Annotated in this window: 20 protein-coding genes; 11 read left to right on the top strand and 9 right to left on the bottom strand. The window is 62.0% G+C overall.

Annotated elements, in window-relative coordinates:
- Position 1 precedes the first annotated feature (1 nt).
- Positions 2–937, top strand: coding sequence for a glycosyltransferase (locus tag V5N13_RS12380; protein WP_336361015.1), 936 nt, complete (start codon positions 2–4; stop codon positions 935–937).
- A gap of 180 nt (positions 938–1,117) precedes the next feature.
- On the opposite strand, the gene V5N13_RS12375 is transcribed toward V5N13_RS12380, so the two are convergent.
- The 3 genes from V5N13_RS12375 to V5N13_RS12365 all read right to left on the bottom strand — a co-directional run bounded on the left by V5N13_RS12375 (position 1,118) and on the right by V5N13_RS12365 (position 2,563).
- Positions 1,118–1,342, bottom strand: a complete 225-nt coding sequence (locus V5N13_RS12375; protein ID WP_336361014.1) for a hypothetical protein — start codon at positions 1,340–1,342, stop codon at positions 1,118–1,120.
- A gap of 38 nt (positions 1,343–1,380) precedes the next feature.
- Positions 1,381–1,845, bottom strand: coding sequence for a winged helix-turn-helix domain-containing protein (locus V5N13_RS12370; RefSeq protein ID WP_332898226.1), 465 nt, complete (start codon positions 1,843–1,845; stop codon positions 1,381–1,383).
- 94 nt (positions 1,846–1,939) lie between these two features.
- Entirely contained in the window at positions 1,940–2,563 is a 624-nt protein-coding gene (locus V5N13_RS12365; RefSeq protein WP_332898225.1) for a DUF7344 domain-containing protein, read from the bottom strand.
- Positions 2,564–3,201: 638 nt separating this feature from the next.
- Between V5N13_RS12365 and aspS the strand changes: the two genes are divergently transcribed.
- From aspS to V5N13_RS12330, 7 genes are all read left to right on the top strand, one after another.
- The gene (aspS, locus tag V5N13_RS12360) at positions 3,202–4,506 is read left to right on the top strand and encodes an aspartate--tRNA(Asn) ligase (RefSeq protein ID WP_332898224.1); all 1,305 of its coding nucleotides are present in this window, start codon (positions 3,202–3,204) and stop codon (positions 4,504–4,506) included.
- Positions 4,507–4,726: 220 nt separating this feature from the next.
- Positions 4,727–5,932, top strand: coding sequence for an MFS transporter (locus tag V5N13_RS12355; RefSeq protein ID WP_336361013.1), 1,206 nt, complete (start codon positions 4,727–4,729; stop codon positions 5,930–5,932).
- A gap of 48 nt (positions 5,933–5,980) precedes the next feature.
- Positions 5,981–6,556, top strand: a complete 576-nt coding sequence (locus V5N13_RS12350) for a pyridoxamine 5'-phosphate oxidase family protein (RefSeq protein WP_336361012.1) — start codon at positions 5,981–5,983, stop codon at positions 6,554–6,556.
- 72 nt (positions 6,557–6,628) lie between these two features.
- Positions 6,629–7,462, top strand: coding sequence for a pantoate kinase (locus V5N13_RS12345; protein ID WP_332898221.1), 834 nt, complete (start codon positions 6,629–6,631; stop codon positions 7,460–7,462).
- 36 nt (positions 7,463–7,498) lie between these two features.
- The gene (locus V5N13_RS12340) at positions 7,499–8,251 is read left to right on the top strand and encodes a 4-phosphopantoate--beta-alanine ligase (protein ID WP_336361011.1); all 753 of its coding nucleotides are present in this window, start codon (positions 7,499–7,501) and stop codon (positions 8,249–8,251) included.
- A gap of 55 nt (positions 8,252–8,306) precedes the next feature.
- Positions 8,307–8,570 (top strand): hypothetical protein, encoded by a 264-nt coding sequence (locus tag V5N13_RS12335; RefSeq protein ID WP_336361010.1) that lies wholly within the window; start codon positions 8,307–8,309, stop codon positions 8,568–8,570.
- Positions 8,571–8,611: 41 nt separating this feature from the next.
- Entirely contained in the window at positions 8,612–9,538 is a 927-nt protein-coding gene (locus V5N13_RS12330; protein ID WP_336361009.1) for a sulfide-dependent adenosine diphosphate thiazole synthase, read from the top strand.
- Here V5N13_RS12330 and V5N13_RS12325 read toward each other — a convergent pair.
- From V5N13_RS12325 to V5N13_RS12305, 5 genes are all read right to left on the bottom strand, one after another.
- A complete protein-coding gene (locus tag V5N13_RS12325; RefSeq protein WP_336361008.1) occupies positions 9,535–9,801 on the bottom strand; it encodes a hypothetical protein in 267 nt (88 codons plus the stop codon). The genes V5N13_RS12330 and V5N13_RS12325 overlap by 4 nt on opposite strands.
- A 51-nt stretch (positions 9,802–9,852) precedes the next feature.
- A complete protein-coding gene (locus tag V5N13_RS12320) occupies positions 9,853–10,524 on the bottom strand; it encodes a class I SAM-dependent methyltransferase (protein ID WP_336361007.1) in 672 nt (223 codons plus the stop codon).
- On the bottom strand, positions 10,521–11,417 hold the full coding sequence (locus V5N13_RS12315) for a thiamine-phosphate synthase family protein (RefSeq protein WP_336361006.1): 897 nt from the start codon (positions 11,415–11,417) through the stop codon (positions 10,521–10,523). Before V5N13_RS12315 ends, V5N13_RS12320 begins: the two co-directional genes overlap by 4 nt.
- Entirely contained in the window at positions 11,414–12,001 is a 588-nt protein-coding gene (gene dcd / locus V5N13_RS12310) for a dCTP deaminase (protein WP_332898215.1), read from the bottom strand. The genes V5N13_RS12315 and dcd overlap by 4 nt, the downstream gene beginning before the upstream one ends.
- A 62-nt stretch (positions 12,002–12,063) precedes the next feature.
- On the bottom strand, positions 12,064–12,696 hold the full coding sequence (locus V5N13_RS12305) for a Yip1 family protein (RefSeq protein WP_336361005.1): 633 nt from the start codon (positions 12,694–12,696) through the stop codon (positions 12,064–12,066).
- Positions 12,697–12,781: 85 nt separating this feature from the next.
- On the opposite strand from V5N13_RS12305, the gene pth2 reads away from it, so the two are divergent.
- The 3 genes from pth2 to V5N13_RS12290 all read left to right on the top strand — a co-directional run bounded on the left by pth2 (position 12,782) and on the right by V5N13_RS12290 (position 15,296).
- A complete protein-coding gene (gene pth2, locus V5N13_RS12300) occupies positions 12,782–13,120 on the top strand; it encodes a peptidyl-tRNA hydrolase Pth2 (RefSeq protein WP_336361004.1) in 339 nt (112 codons plus the stop codon).
- Between the two features lie 97 nt (positions 13,121–13,217).
- Positions 13,218–14,537 (top strand): tRNA pseudouridine(13) synthase TruD, encoded by a 1,320-nt coding sequence (gene truD, locus V5N13_RS12295; RefSeq protein WP_336361003.1) that lies wholly within the window; start codon positions 13,218–13,220, stop codon positions 14,535–14,537.
- A gap of 39 nt (positions 14,538–14,576) precedes the next feature.
- Complete coding sequence (locus V5N13_RS12290) at positions 14,577–15,296, top strand: DUF2103 domain-containing protein (RefSeq protein WP_336361002.1); 720 nt, start codon at positions 14,577–14,579, stop codon at positions 15,294–15,296.
- On the opposite strand, the gene V5N13_RS12285 is transcribed toward V5N13_RS12290, so the two are convergent.
- Positions 15,297–16,517: an MFS transporter gene (locus V5N13_RS12285; protein ID WP_336361001.1), complete on the bottom strand. Its 1,221-nt coding sequence runs from the start codon at positions 16,515–16,517 to the stop codon at positions 15,297–15,299.
- Positions 16,518–16,567 lie beyond the last annotated feature (50 nt).

Raw genomic sequence — 16,567 nt, 5'->3', positions numbered from 1 at the left:
GATGGCCCCACGGGTCTCGGTTATCGTCCCTGTTTTCAACGACCCAGCCGGGATCGCGCTCACCCTCTCGTCTCTGCTCGAACAGACCGACGACGACTTCGAAGTGCTCGTCGTGGACAACAACTCGACCGACGACACCCGTGCGGTGGTGCGTGAGTTCGCCGCGCGCGATTCGCGCATCCAGTTGCACGTCGAAGCCGACATCCAGAGTTCCTACGCGGCGCGCAATCGTGGGATTCGTCACGCGACGGGCGAGTTGCTTGCGTTCGTTGACGCGGACGTGACCGTCGAACCCGACTGGCTCGAAGCCGTCGTCGCACGCATGGCCGACGACGTGTCCTACCTCGCGTGTGCGGTCGAAATCTACTCACCGGGCACCGAAACCTTCGCCGGGAAGTACAATCGCCTGACCGACTTGCGCGTTGACTACTTCGTCTCGCGGCTCGATTTCGCGCCGACGTGCTGTCTCGTGGTCCGCGCGAGTCTGATAGAGGAATTGGGCCCCTTCGACGACCGGCTTACGTCGAGCGGCGACCTCGAATTTGGCAACCGCGTCGCGGCGGCAGGCTACCCCCTCGGCTTTGCCGCCAACATCGTCGCTCGGCACCCGGCGCGAACCTCGGTGCGGTCGCTCGTGAAAAAGGCAATCCGCATTGGTCACGGGAAAACCCAACTCAGGGAGCTGTATCCCGCACGGTACGGGCGGCCACGCCGAGGGCTCGTGAATCCGGGTGCGTACCTGCCGCCGACCCCAAGGGCGTTGCGGACGCTCGTCGCGGGCTGGGAGACGCTCAGCGTGCGCGAGAAAGTCGGCGTGTTTGCGCTATTTTACCTGCTCAGACTGGCGAAAGCCTACGGACAACTCGAAGCTGCGTTCGCTGCCCAAGACCGGCGTTCACAGGGGACACGCCAGCCGCGTCTGTCAGGCCGCGCCTGAGCCACCGGCTGTTGATATGTCAATGAATTAAGAATGGCTCTGGGCCGCAACCACAATAGTCGCTGGCACGCGAACTGGCATAGGTGCGTCGCGGCCCTGAGCAACTGTATTTTTGTTCTGTCGGCTGATAAACGCTCTGGATAGTATCACGGTTAGGAGACAGTTTCGAGAGCCGTGAGGTTACAAATCATTACGGAACGCTTCCACGTTCGGGAGGTCTGCGACGCCCGCGTGGCTGCCGAGATACTCACCGTCTTCTACCGCAGTGGAGAACTCCGCTGGCGACTGGTACTCTCTGAACGTGAGTACGCGCCCACCTTCGACGGCGAACACGATTTCAACCGTGCCATCGGGAAGTCGGTAGTGGTCTGCTTTGGCCACCGAAGCCGGTCGGTCACTAGCCATATCCGTTCTCTACGCACCGAATCTATTTGAACGCTAATCTATTTCGACTCCTGTTGGAGCTCCCACAACCGCTCGAACTGTTCGAACAGCGCATCGTCGGGCGAGAGTTCAATGGTCACCGTTCGCGTATCGAGGTCGACGCGCAGCGGCTCGATGTCGATTTCACGCGGGGCGTTCGTGTACGGCATCGCCGGGTCAAGGTGCACGCGGAAATCGTCTTCGGCAAGGTCGATGCCGATGTGCTCGGTTGTCGTGGTGTACGCACGTTTACTCGGTGTGCTCGTCACGCCGTGTTCTTCGCGCATGAGGCCGCTTTCTATGAGCGCAGAGAGACGCCGATAGATCGTCGATTGGGACACCGACGTGCGCGCCGTGAGGTCGTCTATCGTCACTGGCCCATCGACGCCCGCCTGTAAAATTTCGCGCGCAACCGCATCGCCAAGTAGGTCGAGGACGCGTTTGCTCGTCGTTCCTCCGTCTCCATTGCCCCCCATATGCCCCATATTCACGTTACTAAAAGGATGTCATCGGATATGTATGTTCGCTCACAAAAAATGGGCCGGTCAGCGGCCGTTTCAGGTGCGGTACGGACCGAATTCAGTCGGCAGGCTGGATCTGCTGGGCGCGAAGGGCCGAGAGCAGCTCGAACAGGCGACCGTCCGGGAGGTACTGCTGGTAGAGTTGCACGCCGGTGACGGCGACGAGCGTGGCCGTGCTGAGCGCGGCCCACCAGAGGCCGGGAATCGCCGTGAACGGCGAAAGTCCGGCGAGGGCCGCGGCGACGCCGAGCCCGATGGTGATGGCGACGGCCATCACGTACTTGCCGAGCGACGATGCGGCTTCTGGCTGCGTCTCCGTCAGGTACGGGTCGAGCTGACCAGCAGCATCGAGGAGCTGAATCGTCCCGCGGTTCTTGTTGAACGCGATGACGCCTGCGCCGTCCATCTTTGGCAGGTGGCATTGGTAAAGCCCGATGTACACCCGCTTTCGCTGGTCGGAGGACAGCTCCATGACCGTGATGTTGTTTTCTTTCGCTGCGATGTACTCTGCGAGCTCGTCGAGACGGGCCGTTCCCCCGTTCTCTTCGAGATAGCGGAGCGCATCGCGGCGACGGCGGTTCTTCAAAATTTCGAAGATGACGTCCTTTTCAAGCGGCTCTGCTCTAATAGCAACGTCTCCCCCCACGTTTGCGTCTTGCGCGACGGATTGTAGTGAACTCATGTATATCACCGTTGAGCACAAAATGCACGTACGAGTTACCAAGAGACACTGATGGCACAGATACACTGGCCGTTCCCCCATTGTATTCCCCTTGGGCCCCCACGCCCACCATGCTGGTTACCTTTAACCAAACAATAGTATGTGCTCTCTTAAGATAAGGTTAATCCAACGTTGCAGTTTTTGAATATGTTCTGGGCTACTTTCGCACGAATTGACGGAGAATAGTTAGAAACAGATATTATTTACACAAAAAATGTGCAGAGATTAAATAACATGGCAGAATCGGAGTATACTGGTAGTATGAGAATACCACCACAGACACCGCCGTCATCTCTCGGAAGTGCCCACACAACGGAGCCGATACTATCTATAAATTGATACTCATCGCCTATGGAGTGTCAGGTTTACTAGAATAGGTAAGTCCGACATAAATCCCACACAGAATGGTAAGTCTATGGCGTGTGAATGGAAGAGCGAAGGCGCGTTGCGGTATCCGATATACTAACCCTGAAAGTCACGAAAACGGGCGCGTTGCAGAAATTGCAGGGCACGCGTGGTGCGAATGCGCCTCGTTTTAGGAGGTGTGTGTGAGCGGTGAAAACGCGGGTGTTAAAGGGAGTGCCTCCAAATGCGCCGGTATGGAAGACCGGACACACACGGCAGACGTTTCGCCCGGCGAAACGGTCACTATCGCGGGGTGGGCGCACGAGACGCGCGACCTCGGCGGCATTGCATTCCTCATCGTTCGCGACAAGACCGGTAAGATTCAGGTCAAATTCGAGAAAGACGAGATGGACGACGACCTCGTCGAGACGGGCACGCACGTCTCGCGCGAAAGCGTCGTGCAGGTCACCGGCAAGGCAGAAGAAGAGCCACGCGCGCCAACCGGCGTCGAAATCGTCCCCGACTCCATCGAAGTGCTCGCACCTGCCGAGCCAGAGCTGCCGCTCGACCCGTCGGGAAAAGTGGACGCTGAACTCTCGACGCGCCTCGACAACCGCACCTTAGACGCCCGCCGCGACGAGACGAAGGCCATCTTCGAGATTCGCGCCGAAATCCTCCGCGCCGTGCGCGACTACTTCCGCTCCGTTGGCGGCACCGAGATCAACACGCCGAAAATCGTCGCAACCGGCACCGAGGGTGGCACGGAACTGTTCCCAATCACCTACTTCGGCCAGGAAGCGTTCATGAACCAGTCGCCACAACTGTTCAAACAGCTCATGGTCGGCTCCGGCTTAGAGCGCGTCTTCGAAATCGGCCCAATCTTCCGCGCTGAAGAGCACAACACGCCGCGCCACCTGAACGAAGCGACGATGATCGACTTCGAGAGCGCATTCATCGACCATCAAGAGGCGATGGACGTGTGCGAAGGCACGCTCAAGGCAGCCTACACTGCGGTCGCAGAGAACTGCCAGCGCGAACTCGAACTTCTTGGTCTCGAAGACGAGTTCGAAGTGCCAGAAGACGACTTCCCACGCCTCACCTACGAGGAAGCCATCCAGCGCATCAACGCGACGGGCGAACTCGACGAGCAGCTCGTCTGGGGCGACGACCTTCCGACCGAAGGCGAGAAAGCACTCGGTAAGGACGTCGGTGGCCACTACTTCATCATCGACTGGCCAAGCGAAATCAAGCCGTTCTACATTCAGGATTACGACGACGACCCCGACCTCTCGAAGGGCTTCGACCTCATGCACCCACGCATGGAACTCGTCTCCGGCGGCCAGCGTGAACACCGCTACGACAACCTCGTCGAAGGCTTCAAACAGCAGGGTCTCGACCCGGACGCCTTCGAATACTACACCAAGATGTTCAAGTACGGCATGCCGCCACACGCGGGCTGGGCGTACGGTGTCGAGCGTCTCGTCATGACGATGCTCGGACTGTCGAACATTCGTGAAGCGGTTCTGTTCCCGCGAGATCGTCAGCGCCTGTCGCCATAGGCGACGGCGCGCCCCATCGAGTGGGAGCTCGTCGGACAAACGAAGTGCAGTCCAACGGTGTCCCCAAGAGATCGCCAACGCCTGAGTCCGTAGGACGAAGACTCGGGAAGCGAACCACTACCACTAATTCTTCTGCCGCTAACCTGGCCAGTGTCAGCACTGCCCAGAGGAACGGCTTTCCCTCCCGCGTTCCTCCTTCTATTAACTGGAGGGGACGGGGATGACACGAACACAGACGAGCCTGATTGTCCGCTACTACGTCTACATGGCAGGCGCGTCATTCGGCTTCATCGCGCCCATCTGGGTCGTCCTGCTCGAATCGAGAAATCTCTCGTTTACCGAAATTATGGTGCTCGATGCGGTGTTCGCGGTGACCATCGTCCTCGCGGAGGTGCCGACGGGCTACCTCGGGGACAGTATCGGGCGGCGCACGAGCATGCTGTTGAGCGCGCTCATCGTGAGCGGGTGCTCGCTCGCGTTTGCCGTGGCCCAGCGCTTCGAGACGTTTCTCGTCGTCTACTTCATCTGGGCGATTGCCATCACCATGCGCTCTGGGAACGACAGCGCGTGGCTCTACGACACGCTGAAGCAGTACGGCGAGGAGGCGACGTTCACGCGGGTTCGCGGGAGAGGGTTCTCGGTTCTGCTCATGACGGGTGCGGCGTCGTCGCTCGCGGCAGGCTGGCTCGCGGACGTAGATATCCGCTATCCGTTCGTCGCGTTCGCCATCATGGGCGTGCTGAGCGCGGTTGTCCTGCTCACGATGCCGGAGCCGACCATCGAGGCGGCGTCGGATGCGGAAACGCTCTCGCTTGCCCACGTCCGCGAGGTCATCCAGCGCAAGCTGTTTCGCCCGCCGCTCCGGGCGTTCGTCATGTTCGTCGCGTTGTTCTACGCCGCGACGTGGAGCATCGAGATTCTCGTCCAGCCGGTGAGCACGCGAATCGGCCTTGGCTTCAACGAGTTGGGCATCATGTACGCCGCGTTCGCGGTGGCCGGGGCGATTGCGTCTGGCTACGCAGACCAAATCAAAGAGAGGATTGGCGTCCAGCGCTGGCTCATGGCTGCATCGCTCGCGCTGGGGATGAGCCTGCTGTTAACGCTCGCCGTCCCGCTCGTCGCGCTCCCGGCGTTCTTGCTCATGCACACGACGTTCAACGCGGCGCTACCGATGGTCGAACAGCACCTGAACGACCGGATGCCCTCGGTCGGTCGGGCGACCGTCCTCTCCGCGATGTCGATGGCCGTCTCGGTGGCCAGCGTCCCGCTCAAACTCGGGAGCGGCGCGCTGGCCGATGCCACGTCTCCGGCGATGGCGGTCGTCGCGCTCGGCGGCATCTTGCTCGCTGGTGGCCTGTATGTCGTCGTTGTGAACGTCCCGCTCACGGGGGGCGAATCGCTGGTTGTAGGCGGCGAGAGCGACTGAACTCGGGAAACCGACACGCCCATAGTCCCAACTTCCCAAGCGCTCACAATGAGCGACGAGCTGCCGGGCAGCGACGGCGAGCACACCCTGCAGGAGCGGTTTGAAACCAAAGAACAGGCGTTGCGCTTCTACGAAGACAGCATGCACGCGGAGCTAAACGATGCGATGCAGCGATTCATCGCAGAGCGCATCATGTTCTTTCTCGCCACCGCCGACAGCAAGGGGCACACCGATTGCTCGCCCCGCCTTGGCCCTCGCGGGTTCGTCACCGTTGTAGACGAGACGACGCTCGCCTATCCCGAGTATCGCGGCAACGGCGTCCACGCCTCGCTCGGGAACATCAAGGAAAACCCCTACGCTAGCCTCACGTTCGTCGACTGGTGGGATACGACGGTTGGCCTGCACGTAAACGGCCCCGCCCGACTCCGTAAGGAGATAGCGGGAGTCACCGACCCCGCGAACACCGACCGAAAGAAGGTGTGGGTCGAAGTCGAAGTCGAGGAGGCGTACATTCACTGCGCAAAACACCTCCCCCAACTCTCAATAGAGGAGTTCAGCCCACCGTGGGGCACCGACGACGAGGACGTAAAGCGCACCGGTTTCTTCAGCGACGACAAACTGTAAGCGTTTTACAAGCGCATAACCGAGACGCGAGTAGAAAATGCTGGGCGACTGGGCACGGGAGGCAGACGCGTGATGAGCCGCGAGCGTGCAGAAGCGTTCGTCCCTGGCCACGTCACCGGATTTTTCAGCGCCCATCACCATGACAACCCGCTCCGTGCAGGGTCGCGCGGGGCCGGCCTCACCCTCTCAGATTGCGTTCACGTCACCGTCGAACCGGCCGACGAGACAACGGTCACGCTCAATGACCAGCAGGCAGAGATGGCCGCGGTAAACCACGTCCTCACCGAACTCGGCGTGACGTGTACGGTGACGGCGACGACCGACCTCCCCATCAGCGCGGGCTTTGGCGTCTCCGGAGCAACCGCCCTCGGTGCGGCACTCGCTGCGAACGCCGTCTCCGACTGCCATCGCTCTGAGAACGCGCTCGTCGGCCTCGCTCACGCAGGCGAAGTGACCGCCGGAACCGGCCTTGGAGACGTGGTTGCACAGGCTCGCGGCGGCGTTCCTGTCCGGCTCGAACCCGGCGCGCCCGGCTACGGCCTGTTGGACGGCATTCCCGCCAGAGCGCGCGTCGAGTACATCACGTTCGGGTCGCTTTCGACCGCCGATATCATCACTGGCGACACCGCACAGCTCACGAAAGCAGGCGAGCGCGCGCTCGCCTACCTGATGGAGGAACCGACGCTCACGCGGTTCATGATTGCCTCACGGAAGTTCGCCCGCGAGGCGGACTTGCTGACGCCGGAAGTCGAGGAAGCAATCGAGGCCGTGCGAGCAGATGGTGGGCAGGCGGCGATGGCGATGCTCGGCCAGACGGTGTTCGCCCTCGGTACCGGCCTCTCTGATGCGGGTTACGACGCGGCTTCGTGTCGTATTCATCCGCCGGGAGCCACCCTCGCTGAGTAACGCGCGATTTTTCAGGTGGACGGATAAAGCAGTGCTATGAGCGAAATCGAGGTTCCAGAAGACCACCCCCGATACGCGTCGCTGCTCACGCGACACCGTATCGAACAAGGGGTGAAAAAGGGGATTACGAGCCTCCAGGGACTCATTGCCGAAGGGCGCGGCGAGGCCTACGACTACCTCCTGGGAGAACAAACGCTGCCGAGCGCTGACGCCGCCGCACGCGCCGCGGCCGCCCACCTCCTGCTCGCAGACCACGCCGTGCTCTCGGTGAACGGCAACGTCGCAGCACTGGTGCCCGGCGAAATAGTCGAACTCGCAGAAGCGACGGGTGCGGACATCGAAGTGAACCTGTTCAACCGCACGCCAGAGCGCATGCAGGCCATCGCAGACCACCTCACAGAACACGGCGCAGCCGAGGTGAAAGGACTGACCGCAGACGCGCGGATTCCGGGCCTGGGCCACGAGCGCGGCAAAGTAGATGCAGACGGTATCTACGACGCCGACGTGGTGCTCGTGCCGCTCGAAGACGGCGACCGCGCGGAGGCGCTTGGCGCGATGGGAAAAACCGAAATCGTCGTGGACTTGAATCCGAAGTCCCGCTCCCCGCAGATGGCCGCGGTTCCCGTCATCGACAACGTGATGCGGGCGATTCCGAACATCACGCGCCACGCCCGCGACATACAGGATGCCTCGCGCGACGAACTCGAAGCCATCGTCGCCGCGTTCGACCGCGAAGCCGCCCTCGACGCCGCAGAGCAGGCGATTCGAACCGGCATCGACCGCGAGTAACCCGAACCAGTGAGGCTTCGAGATTAGGCCGCTCGCACGCCTCTGTACGGATGCAATGCAGACAGACGCCGGGACAGACCGCATTCTCCGCCTCGTCGTTGGCTCCCTTCTTCTCGCCGTGGCCGCCGCGACGTACACAGAACAGTTGAGCGTTACCCTGAGCCTGGTCTGTACTGTCGTCTTAGTCACTTTCGTGCTCCTGAGTGGCCTCGCTCGCCATACGTCGCTGAGTATCCCTGCATTAATTCGACCCAGCCTGTACCGACAGAAGGGACGGGGAGCAGACGAGTTGCGCCCCGCAGACCACAAGTCGCACTGACCAGAAGGCATTAATATCACTTAGTAATATCACTAGGTGGTATGAGCCAGTTCGAACCATTCAGTGCAGCGAGTGAGGCAGCGGTAACGAGCGCAATCGCCCAGTCGTGGAGCGAGGAGTTTTTAGAACACGTCGAGTCTGACGTTATTATCGTCGGGGGTGGCCCTTCTGGCCTCGTCGCGGCCAAAGAGCTGTCCAGTCGCGGCGTGAAAACGATGGTCGTAGAGAAGAACAACTATCTCGGTGGTGGGTTCTGGCTCGGCGGATTCCTGATGAACAAAATCACCGTCCGCAGCCCGGCCCATCGCGTGCTCGACGAACTCGGCGTTCCGTACGAAGAGACGGATACGGAGGGCCTCTACCTCGCAGACGGTCCCCACGCGGCCTCCGCGCTCATCGCGGCGGCGTGTGCCGCCGGCGCGAAGATACAGAACATGACCGAGTTCACGGATATCGTGGTGCGCGACGACCACCGCGTCGGCGGCATCGTGATGAACTGGACGCCCGTCCACGCCTTGCCCCGAGAACTCACCTGTGTCGACCCGGTGGCCGTAGAAAGTGACCTCGTCATCGACGGCACGGGCCACGACGCGCTCGTCATCAGTAAACTCAGAGAGCGTGGTGTGTTTTCGGCACCCGGCCTCGACCACGCCGCAGAGCACAACACCGGCATGGACAAAACCGGCTCCGATGAGTACGGCGCACCCGGTCACGACTCGCCCGGTCACGACTCGATGTGGGTCGGGAAATCAGAAGACGCAGTCGTCGAAAACACGGGCCTCACCCACCCTGGCGTCATCGTCACGGGGATGGCCACCGCGACGACCTACGGTCTGCCGCGGATGGGGCCGACTTTCGGCGCGATGTTGCTCTCGGGGAAAAAAGCCGCGCAAGCCGCGCTGGACGAGTTAGGCGTGGACGCAGAGCCGGTCACCCTCCGCGCGGAACCCGCGCCCGCAGACGACTAAGCCGTCCGTCGCGTCCACGCGACCTCCATCGATAGCCAAAAGCTCACCCACAACAGCAGGACGGCGAACACGATGGCGGTCGAGGCGAGTACGCCAAATCCCTGTGCGAACAGGTAAAATACCGAGTACCCGCTCGCAAAGAAGACCAGTACAATCGCTAACCCGAGCAGCCCAAATGCATGGTGTGCGACCGCGCCGACGTGCGGACAGGTGGCAACATCGTCGCCCGCCGCGGGGTCGTGTCGTTTGTTAGCATCCACCATGATAGATGATTCGCTCCCAAGCATATCAAACGTTACTGTTTTTTCGACCTATCAGACCGTGCCGCCGGTTACCTGCACGAAACCGAGGGCGTGCTCCGCGTGATGGCGGCCCGTCGTACGGTGTGAGAGCGTCCGCCGGGCGGCGGCCACGCGCTCGTCGAGCACCTCCCACGGCGGAGCCACGTGGCGTTGGCTGGTGCCGGGCGGCGACGACGCGAGGACGAACAACTGAAAGAGCAGGTTGAACGGCTCGCCCGCGAGCTGTGAACTCTGGGCCGCATCGAGCAGCGTGATGTGACCGCCCGGCCGAATCAGCGCAATCCAGTCGTCAACGACGCGTGCCGGGTCTGTGAGCATGCCCACGACGAACGAGGAAAACACGGCGTCCACGGGGCCGGAGATGGGTGGTCTGCTCGCATCGCCACGGACGACGTGGACGTTCTCCCAGCCCTCGCGGTCGATGCGGTCGCGGGCGTGGTCGAGCATCGTCGCGGTGTAATCGACGCCAACGAGCGTCCCGTCCGGGCCGATTTGCTCGCGGATAAAGGGGAAGTTCGCTCCCGTGCCACAGCCCATGTCCACCACCGTATCGCCGGGTTCGAGTGCGAGCGTCGAGACGGCGGCGTCACGCACCGAGCCAACGCCCGGCGTGTGTGTCGCAATCACGTCGTAGAGTCGCGCCCACCGCCCGTAGAACGCCTGTGCGTCGGACACACCGCTCATACTATGTATCGGATACGCTCTGCGACGGCTTGGGCGTCGCGCCCGAGGAGGTAGGTGATGGGTTCGATACCGAAGCTGCCGGGCTGGTAGAGCACGTCCGCGTCGGGCGCATCCGCAAGTGCGGCGTCGATGGCTTCGTCGAGCGGGAGTTGCGCGTCGAAGGAGACGGCGTTGGCGTCGGTCGCTTCGAGCGCGGCGACGATGTCCTCGTCGTAGCGAATGTTGAGCACCGCGCGCGCCGAATTGCCGTTTCTTCTGGCGGCGAGCAGGACGCTCGCGAGGTGCTCGCTCACGCCGAATTCGGGGTCACCAGGAACAGTCGCCTGTCCTTTCACGTCGAAGATGCGCCCAGGGACGCCCACTACGTCGTCGATGGTCGTCGCATCCGGCAGGCATTCGACGAGATTCGACCCCACATTTGGAATGAGCATCGCAAAGCCGCTCGTGTTCTGGAGCGTCCGCACGCCGCGGCGAACCGACGACAGCGCGCGTTCTGAGGCCCTGAGGCCGCTTTCTGGGTCGTGAATCGAGAGCGAGCCGTCGAATCGCGCAAGCTCCGGCATCTGGGCCTCGTGGAGTTGGGCGAGCAGGTCGCCCCGTTCGAGTTTGCGGATGAGCACCTCAGTTTCCACGAGACCTTGGACCGTACTCATATCGCCCGCTGCAAGCCCGTCTGCGAGTCGCGTGACGAGCTGTTCGACGCGCGCGTCTGCGAGAATCTGCTCGTTTTGCGTCACCTCGCCATGGGCGTATTTCGAGACCGCACTCTGGCTGATGCCGAGCACGTCCGCGACCTCACTCTGAGTCAAACCGCGCTCACGCAGAGCCTCTGCGAGCATCGACCGAAACGTCGGCAAGAACTCGTCTACGACGATTTCTTCGATGAATCTCACTGGTCGCCACCGAACTCCCGGTCACCCCCAATCCGCGACGCCTGTGGGCCGACCTGGTCTTGGTATTTCGAACCGCGTCCGGAACCATAGGGGCGCTCTGCGCGGGTTTTGAGTTCCGTGAAGATGAGCTGAGAGATGCGCATGCCTGGGGTGAGCGCGACCGGAGCCGTGCCGAGATTCGAGAGTTCGAGCGTGATTTGGCCGCGATAGCCAGGGTCTACGACGCCCGCCGTGGCGTGGACGACGATGGCGAGGCGACCAAGCGAGGAGCGACCTTCGACGTGCGCGAGCAAGTCAGCCGGAATCTCGACGCGCTCGATGGTCGTCCCGAGGACGAAGTCACCGGGATGGAGAATGAATTCCTCCCCATCTTCGACGACGGTTTCTTTGACGTATTTTCCCACTTCGTCGTCGCGGTTCGGGTGGATACAAGGAATGTTCGCGCGCTGAAATTCGAGGAATTCGGGGCCGAGTCGGAGGTCGATGCTCGCCGGTTGAATCTGGAGTTCCGGGTCGTCCAAGGGGCCGACGACAAGGTCACCGTCCGTCAGTCGATCGCGGATGTCCGCGTCTGAAAGTATCATATCACACTATCGCACACCGGGGGTCGTAAAAGGCGCTGGTTGGCGCGAATCCACGAGAGGTCTCAAATCACCGAGAAGATGAAAAAGATGACAGCAATAATCCCAGCCACGCCCATGGCAGTGTCGAGTTTCAGGCTGTGAACGTGTTTGATGCCAAACGACCAGATGTAGCCCTGCCAGACGGCGCTGATGAGCGGGACGACGATTCCAAAGATTCCTGCTCCGCCTTCGAGACGGGAGACGAGCGCGGTGAGTTGTCCGATTGACGTCACCGTGAGTTCGCCTTGGAGCGCGATAAAGACCGACGCGGTTGCGAGAAATGCGGTGAAAATCGTCGGCACCATGCCCCACGCGGTGACGGTGAGCGAATCGGTGAAATTGCCGTCACCGTCTGCGAGTTTGCTTCCGATGTGCACCATTCCCGCGACGATAACCCACCCGATAAACATCGAGAAGAACACGAGAAAAAGCTGGCCGACCAGCACGTCCCAGAGTATCGAGTCGAACGAGACAGTTCGACCGTTCTGCGTCGTGGTTGCATCGATTTTCCAGGCGAGGACTACGCCCATCAGGAGGAGGTTGACGACCGCAAACACCGCCACCACAGCGACCGCCCCGACCGCGGCCATGAAATCGTCCGCCCACGGGTTGTCCGCGAAAAACGCATTAGGGTCGAAGAGGAGGGTTCGAAACACAATCCGGCATTCACGTCAATAATTTAAGTATTTATCCCACAGGCGAGTAGCCACACCTATAGTTTACCGCCGACTCGCCTCGTGTATGAAACAAGCCATCGTCGCCCGCACGGACATCGGCATGGGGACGGGGAAACTCGCCGCACAGGTCGCCCACGCCTCGCTTTCTGCCTACGAAGACGCGGACTCTCGCGCTCGCTCGAAGTGGAAGGGTGAGGGGCAGAAGAAGGTCGTCCTCAAAGCTAGCAGCGAAGCCGAACTGTTCGAACTCGCGGACAAAGCCCGCGCCGAAGGCCTGCCCTACGCCATCATCCGCGACGCAGGACACACCCAACTTGAGCCGGGGACGGTCACGACGCTCGCGGTTGGCCCCGCACAGGACAACCTCGTGGACAAGGTGACGGGCGACCTCTCGCTGTTCTAATTCTCCACCGACGTCTCTTGGCGTAAGGTTGGTGCCCTTAAGGTAGTCCACGAGAAGTTCACGATATGAATCTCTCTTCGTCCGGAGGCCGTGCCTGATGCGTCCGGCCCAGCCCGTCGAACAGGTGGTCGGCATCGACTACTATGTGAGCGATGCAGACGGTATCGGCGGCCGCCTTCGCGTCGCACCCGAAGACTTTCGGGTGCACGAACTCGAACGCTTCTCGGTCGAACCCGTGGACGCAGACCCCGGTTCCTACGCCTATCTCGTCTTCCGGGCGACGCTCAAATCGTGGGACACGAACCAGTTTACGAAGGAAGTCGCCTCACGCATGGGTATCAGCCGTGAACGGCTCTCCTGGGCCGGGACGAAGGACAAACACGCCGTCACCACCCAGCTGTTCAGCATCTACGACGCGACGCCTGAGGAGTTGCCAGAGATTCGGGACGCCGACATCAAAGTGCTCGGACGGGCGGGCCGCGGCCTGCAGTTTGGTGACCTCGCTGGCAACGAGTTCTCGATTCGCGTCCGCGACGCCGAGCATCCAGAGAACGTGCCCGAAATCACAGAATCGCTTGCGAACTTTGGCGGGCGCGAGGGTGTCGTCGGCGTGCCGAACTTCTTTGGCCACCAGCGATTCGGGAGCCAGCGCCCGGTCAGCCACGAGGTCGGTCTCGCCGTCGTCCGCGGTGACTGGGAGGACGCGGTGATGGCCTATGTGGGGAATCCCGCAGACAGAGAGCGCGACCAGACCCGTGAGGCACGCCAATTTGTCGAGGAGACACGCGACTGGAAAGCCGCGTTAGACGACTATCCGGGCTACCTCGGCTACGAGCGGGCGATGCTCCACAAACTCGTCGAGAACGGCGGGGAGACGCCCGAGCACTTCCGCGAGGCGCTCGAAACGCTCCCCACCAATCTCCAGCGCCTGATGGTGAACGCCGCGCAGTCGTATCTGTTCAACAAGATTCTCTCGGAGCGACTTGCTCGGGAGATTCCGTTCGACACCGCCGTCGCGGGCGACGTGGTCTGCTTTGCGGACACGAGCGCCCCCGGCGACCTCGTGCTGCCCGACACCGACCGCGAGCAGGCCGTGACCGAGAAACGGGTTGACACCATCAACCGCCACTGCGAGCGCGGCCGGGCGTTCGTGACCGCGCCGCTCATCGGGACGGAAACTGAGTTCGCCGACGGCGAACCGGGCGGCATCGCCCGCGAAGTGCTCGACGCCGAGAACCTCACCCGCGAGGACTTCGACCTGCCCGGAGAGTTCCATTCGAAGGGCACACGGCGGGCGATTTTGCTTCAAACTGGACTCGACGTGGAGGACACGACGTTCACCTTCTCGTTGCCGAAAGGCTCCTACGCGACGGTTCTCTTGCGCGAGTATCTGAAGTCCGACCCGAACGCGATGTGAAACACGCTACTTAACTGTAATTGTGAGTTGGCCTTTCCTATGAACTGTCGGCAGTGCGCCTCGTCGCTCACGCGCCCGGGTGACTACTGCCTTGTCTGTGGGACGCGCAACTGCGACACCGTCGTCCTCGACATCGAACGCGACCACGCCACCCTCACCTTCCTGTTCGAGGAGGAGGTCGTCGGCCGCTCAGACGTGCGCACCACGCCCGAGCCAAACGACGAGTTGACCGTGGTCGAACTCCGCAACTTTGCTGGGCGCATCGCAGATGACCTCCAGCGCAAACGCCCCGACGAGGTGTACGCGACCGGCGACCGCGAGGTGATTCAGGCAGTTCGGGCACAGGCGCACTACGATTTCTACCGAGTGTCTGGCGACGACCCCGTCGAGGCGGTGCTTTCGCGGCTTGGCGAGCCAGCGCTCGACGTGGTCGACCTGAAACCCAAAGAGAAACTCGGCGGCTCACACACCACGCTCATCGGCGAGCGCGACGGCATGAAAGTCATCATGCTCGTCGCGGAGCATCCGAACGTAAAGAAAGTCATTCCCGGCCCAATCGACGCGGGTGGGTCGGGGTCTCGAACCGGCGTCCGGGCGAAAGCAACCCGCGCGGACGAACACGGCAACGTCAGACTCCTGCTTCGTGACGGTTCCAGTGTACAGGAAAATCGCGTCGTGACGACCGCGGGCGACCGCGAGATGGGCGAGCGCGTCCGCGACGATTTGAACGACGCGCTCGCTTCGGAAGGATATCAGTAGCTAGTCGTCAGAAAGGCTCAGCGTCGTCGGATTCACTTCGCCCGTCTGTGAGTAGATACTGCCTACGAGGAGGACGCCCGCCACGAGCGGGATTATGGCACAGGCGGCGTAGACGGGTGGGTAGCCGAGAGTGTCGATAAGCGGCAGGGCAACCATTGGCCCGAGCGCGCCGCCCAAATCCCCGAGGACGTTGTTCGTCGCGGTTGCCCGACCCATGCGTTCGGTGGGCGTGAAATCAGCAAGCAGCGCGATGAGCGGGCCGCTCGTGCCCCCCTGTCCCGTGCCGATGAGGAGGCAGGCGACCGCGAGCATGGGGATCGTCTCTGCGACCGCGAGCAGGGCGAACCCCGCAAAGGAGATGGCGAGAAAGCCGAGCAAGACGGGGATGCGCGCGCCGTAATCGTCGCTCAGTTTGCCGCCGCCGAAGGTGAACACGGCCGCCGAGACGACGGTGAGGGCCATCAATAGCCCCGACATTCCCTGTGGGCCGTAGCCCCAGATGCTAAAATTGTGGAAGTCGAGAAAGAGGACGAGCGTCGAGAACAGCGCGCCGAGATAGGCGAAGTAGAGCCCGAAGTTCACCGCGCCGACGGTGAGTGCGGGTGCGCTCACGTCAACGTCCCACGGTTTCACCCTCGTTTGCGGGCCGGAGACGTGCGTTTCTGGGATGGCGAAGTACGCGATGGCGCTCGCAAGCAGGGCAAACGCCGCTGCGAGGACGAACGCGACCGTGACCGAATAGAGGTCGCTCACGACGCCGCCCATGACCAATCCAGCTGGGAAGCCAAGCGTGATGCCGCCGCGGACAACGCCCATGTTCGTCCCGCGAGATTCGCCGGTGCTCACGTCCGCGGCGATGGTGTAGGCCGTGGCGAACACGAGCGCGCTTCCAAGTCCCCAGAGAATGCGCGCGAGGAGGAACCACGCCTCGGGGAATTCGGCGTTCAGCGCCACGACGTAGCCGAGGGTGGCAAGCCCTTCGACGAACAGTCCCGCGATGAACGGCTTTCGCGTCCCGATGCGGTCGATGAGCGAGCCGGCGGGCGTGTTGGCGACGACGCGCGTGAACCGATTCGCGCTCAAAATGAGGCCGACGACGAACGGCGAGATGCCGAGCAGTGCCCCGAGGTTCGGGAGGATGGGGAACACGACGCCACCGCCGAAGCCGACGAAGAAGGTGCTCACGATGACGGCGGCGATGATGGTGCGCGGACGGCTCATCGACGCCGGCTCCCACGGTGCGACAGCACTGAACTCATTGCGTGTCGCTA

It is taken from the genome of Haladaptatus sp. ZSTT2 (assembly GCF_037081775.1).
Classification (GTDB): Archaea; Halobacteriota; Halobacteria; order Halobacteriales; family Halococcaceae; genus QDMS2.
This window is presented reverse-complemented; position numbering and strand designations above follow the sequence as displayed.

Bases quoted from the DNA above. Each gene is read 5' to 3' on its own strand.
- V5N13_RS12350 (WP_336361012.1), top strand. From the start codon at position 5,981: ATGAGCGACGAGCTGCCGGGCAGCGACGGCGAGCACACCCTGCAGGAG.
- truD (WP_336361003.1), top strand. From the start codon at position 13,218: ATGCGTCCGGCCCAGCCCGTCGAACAGGTGGTCGGCATCGACTACTAT.
- V5N13_RS12330 (WP_336361009.1), top strand. From the start codon at position 8,612: ATGAGCCAGTTCGAACCATTCAGTGCAGCGAGTGAGGCAGCGGTAACG.
- V5N13_RS12285 (WP_336361001.1), bottom strand. From the start codon at position 16,517: ATGAGCCGTCCGCGCACCATCATCGCCGCCGTCATCGTGAGCACCTTC.
- V5N13_RS12320 (WP_336361007.1), bottom strand. From the start codon at position 10,524: ATGAGCGGTGTGTCCGACGCACAGGCGTTCTACGGGCGGTGGGCGCGA.
- V5N13_RS12370 (WP_332898226.1), bottom strand. From the start codon at position 1,845: ATGGGGCATATGGGGGGCAATGGAGACGGAGGAACGACGAGCAAACGC.
- V5N13_RS12290 (WP_336361002.1), top strand. From the start codon at position 14,577: ATGAACTGTCGGCAGTGCGCCTCGTCGCTCACGCGCCCGGGTGACTAC.
- V5N13_RS12355 (WP_336361013.1), top strand. From the start codon at position 4,727: ATGACACGAACACAGACGAGCCTGATTGTCCGCTACTACGTCTACATG.
- V5N13_RS12335 (WP_336361010.1), top strand. From the start codon at position 8,307: ATGCAGACAGACGCCGGGACAGACCGCATTCTCCGCCTCGTCGTTGGC.
- V5N13_RS12365 (WP_332898225.1), bottom strand. From the start codon at position 2,563: ATGAGTTCACTACAATCCGTCGCGCAAGACGCAAACGTGGGGGGAGAC.
- V5N13_RS12325 (WP_336361008.1), bottom strand. From the start codon at position 9,801: ATGGTGGATGCTAACAAACGACACGACCCCGCGGCGGGCGACGATGTT.
- V5N13_RS12345 (WP_332898221.1), top strand. From the start codon at position 6,629: ATGAGCCGCGAGCGTGCAGAAGCGTTCGTCCCTGGCCACGTCACCGGA.
- V5N13_RS12340 (WP_336361011.1), top strand. From the start codon at position 7,499: ATGAGCGAAATCGAGGTTCCAGAAGACCACCCCCGATACGCGTCGCTG.
- dcd (WP_332898215.1), bottom strand. From the start codon at position 12,001: ATGATACTTTCAGACGCGGACATCCGCGATCGACTGACGGACGGTGAC.
- pth2 (WP_336361004.1), top strand. From the start codon at position 12,782: ATGAAACAAGCCATCGTCGCCCGCACGGACATCGGCATGGGGACGGGG.
- V5N13_RS12375 (WP_336361014.1), bottom strand. From the start codon at position 1,342: ATGGCTAGTGACCGACCGGCTTCGGTGGCCAAAGCAGACCACTACCGA.
- V5N13_RS12380 (WP_336361015.1), top strand. From the start codon at position 2: ATGGCCCCACGGGTCTCGGTTATCGTCCCTGTTTTCAACGACCCAGCC.
- aspS (WP_332898224.1), top strand. From the start codon at position 3,202: ATGGAAGACCGGACACACACGGCAGACGTTTCGCCCGGCGAAACGGTC.